Origin of the sequence: Micromonospora sp., assembly GCF_048594385.1 — a bacterium.
Classification (GTDB): domain Bacteria; phylum Actinomycetota; class Actinomycetes; order Mycobacteriales; family Micromonosporaceae; genus Micromonospora; species Micromonospora wenchangensis.
This window is the reverse complement of record NZ_JBMDWU010000306.1, coordinates 1-4,725: the sequence shown is the minus strand read 5'-3', so window position 1 is coordinate 4,725 and position 4,725 is coordinate 1. Positions and strand designations below refer to the sequence as shown.

At 74.4% G+C, this 4,725-nt stretch carries 3 protein-coding genes; 2 read left to right on the top strand and 1 reads right to left on the bottom strand.

The genetic code is table 11. From position 1 onward, the window contains the following. Window positions 1-75 precede the first annotated feature (75 nt). Entirely contained in the window at window positions 76-1,149 is a 1,074-nt protein-coding gene (locus tag ACOJTC_RS16285) for a LacI family DNA-binding transcriptional regulator (protein WP_420117516.1), read from the top strand. A 47-nt stretch (window positions 1,150-1,196) separates the two neighbouring features. Then, on the top strand, window positions 1,197-2,870 hold the full coding sequence (locus ACOJTC_RS16280) for a glycoside hydrolase family 13 protein (RefSeq protein ID WP_420117517.1): 1,674 nt from the start codon (window positions 1,197-1,199) through the stop codon (window positions 2,868-2,870). Window positions 2,871-3,175: 305 nt separating this feature from the next. Here ACOJTC_RS16280 and ACOJTC_RS16275 read toward each other — a convergent pair whose 3' ends face one another. Next, window positions 3,176-4,588, bottom strand: a complete 1,413-nt coding sequence (locus ACOJTC_RS16275) for an MFS transporter (protein ID WP_420117515.1) — start codon at window positions 4,586-4,588, stop codon at window positions 3,176-3,178. Between the last annotated feature and the right edge of the window lie 137 nt (window positions 4,589-4,725).

Here is a 4,725-nt window from a genome sequence, read left to right as displayed (position 1 = left end):
GGGTGGCGGGCGGCGGGGCCCGGGGGGGGGGGGGGGGGGGGCGACGGGGGTCGGCCGGAGCGGGGGAACGACAGGGTGACGAGAATCGACGACGTGGCCCGGCTGGCCGGGGTCTCCACGGCCACGGTCTCCCGGGCGTTGCGCGGCCTGCCGACGGTGTCGGCCGCGACCCGCCGCCGGGTGCTCGCCGCCGCCGAACAGCTCCAGTACGCGGTCTCACCGAGCGCCTCCCGGCTGGCCGGTGGCCGCACCGGCACGGTCGCCGTGGTGGTGCCCCGGATCACCAGGTGGTTCTTCGGCACCGTCGTCGAGGCGGTCGAGGAGTTCCTCCACCACTCCGGCTACGACCTGCTGCTCTACAACCTCGGCGGGCGCGAGCAGGTGCGGCAACGGGTGCTGCGCACCGCCAACCTGCACAAGCGGGTGGACGCGATCATGCTGGTCGCCACCCCGCTGCGCCCGGCCGACCTGACGGCCCTGGCCGAACTGGACCTGCCCGGCATCACGATCAGCTCCGGCAGCACCGTCCCCGGCTGGCCCTGCGTGCGGATCGACGACGTGGCCGCCGCCCGGACGGCCACCCGGCACCTGCTCGACCTGGGCCACCGGCGGATCGCCCACATCTCCGGCGACCCCGACGACGAGCTGGCCTTCACCACCCACACCGACCGTCGCCGGGGCTACCAGGAGGCGCTGCGCCGCGCCGGGCTGCACCCCGACCCCCGCCTGGACATGGAGTCGCAGTTCACCATCGACGGCGGCAACCAGGCCACCGTCGAGCTGCTGGCCCGGGGCGAACCACCGACGGCGATCTTCGCCGCCTGCGACGAGATCGCGATGGGCGCGATGACCGCGCTGCGCGACGCCGGGCTGCGCGTCCCGCAGGACGTCAGCGTGATCGGCGTGGACGACCACGACCTGTCCGCCGTGCTCGGGTTGACCACCATCGCCCAGCCCGCCGCCGAGCAGGGCCGGCTCGCCGCCCGGATGCTGCTCGACCCGCTGGGTGCCGCCGCCGCCGAGCCGGACGCCGACCGGGTGCCGGCCCCGCGCGGGCCCGGCCCGCACGGCCCCGCGCCGCATCCGCCGGTGATCCTGCCCACTCGCCTGGTGGTACGGGAATCGACCGGCCCGCCCCGGGCAAACTGAACGGATTCGACCGCACGGCTCGACCGGCTCGACACAGGGAGAAGGCTCTGAACACCGACGCGAGGCAGCAGGAACAGTCCGTGGGCGTGGCCCCCGGATGGTGGACCGAGGCCGTCATCTACCAGATCTATCCGCGTTCCTTCGCCGACTCCGACGGTGACGGCATCGGTGACCTGCCCGGCATCACCGCCCGACTCGGGCACCTGGCCGAGTTGGGTGTCGACGCCGTCTGGCTGTCGCCGTTCTACCCGTCGCCGCAGGCCGACGCGGGCTACGACGTCGCCGACTACCGCGACGTCGACCCGCTGTTCGGCAGCCTGGCCGACGCCGACAGGTTGATCGCCGAGGCCCGCGCGAAGGGTCTCAAGGTCATCGTCGACCTGGTCCCCAACCACACCTCGTCGGCGCACCGGTGGTTCCGGGCCGCCGTCGCCGCCGCCCCCGGCAGCCCCGAACGGGGCCGGTACATCTTCCGCGACGGGCTCGGCCCGGACGGTGCCGAGCCCCCCAACGACTGGCAGAGCGTCTTCGGCGGCCCCGCCTGGACCCGGCTCGTCGAGCCGGACGGCCGGCCCGGCCAGTGGTACCTGCACCTGTTCGACACCGCCCAGCCGGACCTCAACTGGGACAACCCGGAGATCCGCGCCGAGTTCCTCGACGTGCTCCGGTTCTGGCTGGACCGGGGCGTCGACGGTTTCCGGGTGGACGTGGCGCACGGCCTGATCAAGCAGGCCGACCTGGCCAACTGGGAGGAGCCGCAGGAGCTCCTCTCCGGCAACGAGGCGGACAAGCCACGCCCGCCGATGTGGGACCAGGACGGCGTCCACGAGGTCTACCGCGAGTGGCGGCGGGTGCTGGACTCCTACGACGGCGAGCGGATCCTCGTCGCCGAGGCGTGGGTGGAGCCGGCCGAGCGGATCGCCCGCTACGTCCGCCCCGACGAGATGCACCAGGCGTTCAACTTCGAGTACCTGCTCGCCGCCTGGACGGCTCCCGCCCAGTACGCGGTGATCACCCGCTCGCTGGAGGCCACCGACGCGGTCGGCGCCCCCACCACCTGGGTGCTGTCCAACCACGACGTCATCCGGCACGCCTCCCGGCTGGGCCTGTCCGCCAAGGGCGGCCGGCCCAACGGCATCGGCATCGGCGACCCCCAGCCGGACGCCGCGCTGGGCCTGCGCCGGGGCCGGGCGGCCACCCTGCTGATGCTCGCCCTGCCCGGCTCGGCCTACCTCTACCAGGGCGAGGAGTTGGGGCTGCCGGAGCACACCACGCTGCCCGACGAGTCCCGGCAGGATCCGACCTGGGAGCGCAGCGGCCACACCCAGCGCGGTCGGGACGGCTGCCGGGTGCCGATCCCGTGGGAGGCCGACGCCCCGTCGTACGGCTTCGGCCCGACCGACGCCAGTTGGCTGCCGCAGCCGCCACTGTGGGCCGAGTACGCCCTGGACCGGCAGCGGGGGGTGGCCGGCTCGACGTACGAGACGTACCGGACCGCGTTGCGGCTGCGCCGCGAGCACGCCCTGGGGCGGGGGACGCTGCAGTGGCTCTCCTCCGGCGACGAGGTGCTGAGCTTCCGCAACGGCGGGCTGACCGTGCTGACCAACTTCGGCACGGCCGCGGTGCCGCCACCGGCCGGGGAACTGCTGCACAGCAGCGCGCCACTGGACGCCGACGGCCGGGTCCCCACCGACGTCACGGTCTGGGTCCGGCACTCCTGACCCACTCCCGGTCCTGAACTCCGGCCCCGGCGCTCAGCCGGTCCGGGGCCGGAGTTCGGCCCCGGACCGGAGTGGGTCTGACCCCTGGTGGCGGGGTGCCCTGGTGCGGGGGCCTGATGCTGATGCCGGGGGCGTGCCGGGGACCGGTGCGAGGCTGGCGGCAGGCCCCCGGCGGGACACGGCGACCTTGGTGATGCTCTTCGCGTCCTTTCGAGCTGATGGCGTTAACGATTCACGGGTTGAGGTCACCGGTGGCCCGGATCTGCGGCGAGCCGTCTCCCCGGGGCGGGGCCGGCACCAGCAGGTCAGCGGCGGTCGGCGCGGTCGTGCAGCAGGTCACCCACGGCGGCGATGTCGCCGGGTGACGTGCGGGAGGCCAGCCAGTACATCAGCCCGGTGGGGATGAAGAAGAGCTGGAACGCAGCCAGCCCGACGGCGTAGTTGAGCGGCGGCGGGAAGGCCGCCCGCAGCGCGTGGAAGGCCGCGCCGACCAGCCCGTTGCCGGCGGCCCGGCCGACCCCGTTGACCAGGTTGCCCAGGCTGTAGACGGTGCCCCGGTGCTCCGGCGGGTTGACGTCGGCGATCAGGGCGAACCAGTTCGGCGAGTTCGCCGAGGTCAACGCCAGCGCGACGACGGCGGTGAGCAGGCTCAGCCCGACCGTCGGCTCGGTCACCACGCTGGCCAGCACGGCACCCACCACCGCGCCGGTGCCGCCGCCGTCGGGCACGTCGATCCGGATCGGCACGAAGAACAACACCAGGTAGAACGGCAGCGCCGCGAGCACGCCGACCGCCGCGACCAGCGCCCTGCCCCGGGGGGTACGCCGTTGCAGCGCGTCCCCGACCAGCCCGCCGACGATGGAGAACACCCCACCGAGCTGGAACAGGGTGGCGAAGACGCTGCCCACCACGACCGCCGTCGCCGTCGAGTAGCCCTGCTCCTGCGCCCGCTCGGCGAACAGCACCGGCAGCCACACCAGCGACCCGAACGCCGCCTGAGCGGTGAGGCCCTGCAGGATCAGCCACCGGTTGGTCCGTCGCCCCAGGATGCGCGGCAGGTCGGAGCGGGTGATCCGGTAGTCGTACTCGACGCCGGCCTCGATCGCCGCGGCCAGCTCCGGTTCGCTCTGCCCGCGCCGGATGTCGTAGGTCAGCAGGTAGGCCACCGTCGCGCCCAGGCCGACCACGGTGAGCAGCAGGAACGGGCGTCGCCAGTCGGTCGCGCCGAGCAGCCCGCCGGTGAGCGTCCCGGCCAGGGTGCCGACCCCCTGGGACAGCCCCCAGAAGCTCATCACCAGCCCCCGGCGGCGCGGGGAGATCAGGTCGGTGACCACGGAGAACCCGACCGAGCCGACCGCGCCCAACCCGACCGCGGCCACCAGTTGCGCGGCGAGGAACGTCGGGAAGCCGGTGGCGAACGCGCTGCCACCGGTGCCGGCCGCCCAGACCAGCGTGCCGACCATCAGCAGCGGCTTGCGGTTGGTCCGGTCACCGACGTACGCCCAGGCCACCGCCGCGACCGCACTGACCAGGAAGCTCACCGCCGTGACCAGGCCGAGCATCCGCTGCGGCACGCCCAGCGCCCCGGAGATCGGCCCGTACAGCGGGGGCACCAGGCCGATCGCCACGTTGTCCAGGGAGGCGAGCACCACGAACACCACGACGCTGTAGAGGCGGTGCGCCGCGTTCCCGCGCCGGGAGATCCTGCTGCCGGTCATATGCGGCAGCCAACCAGGTACGCCTCCCGGCCCGACGGGCACCCCCGCCGGGCCGGTCCACTCGGGGCCGGACCGGCCGACGGCCGGGGCCCGGCCCCCCCGGCTCCGCGGCCCCGCCCGCCCCGGGCGCGGGGGGG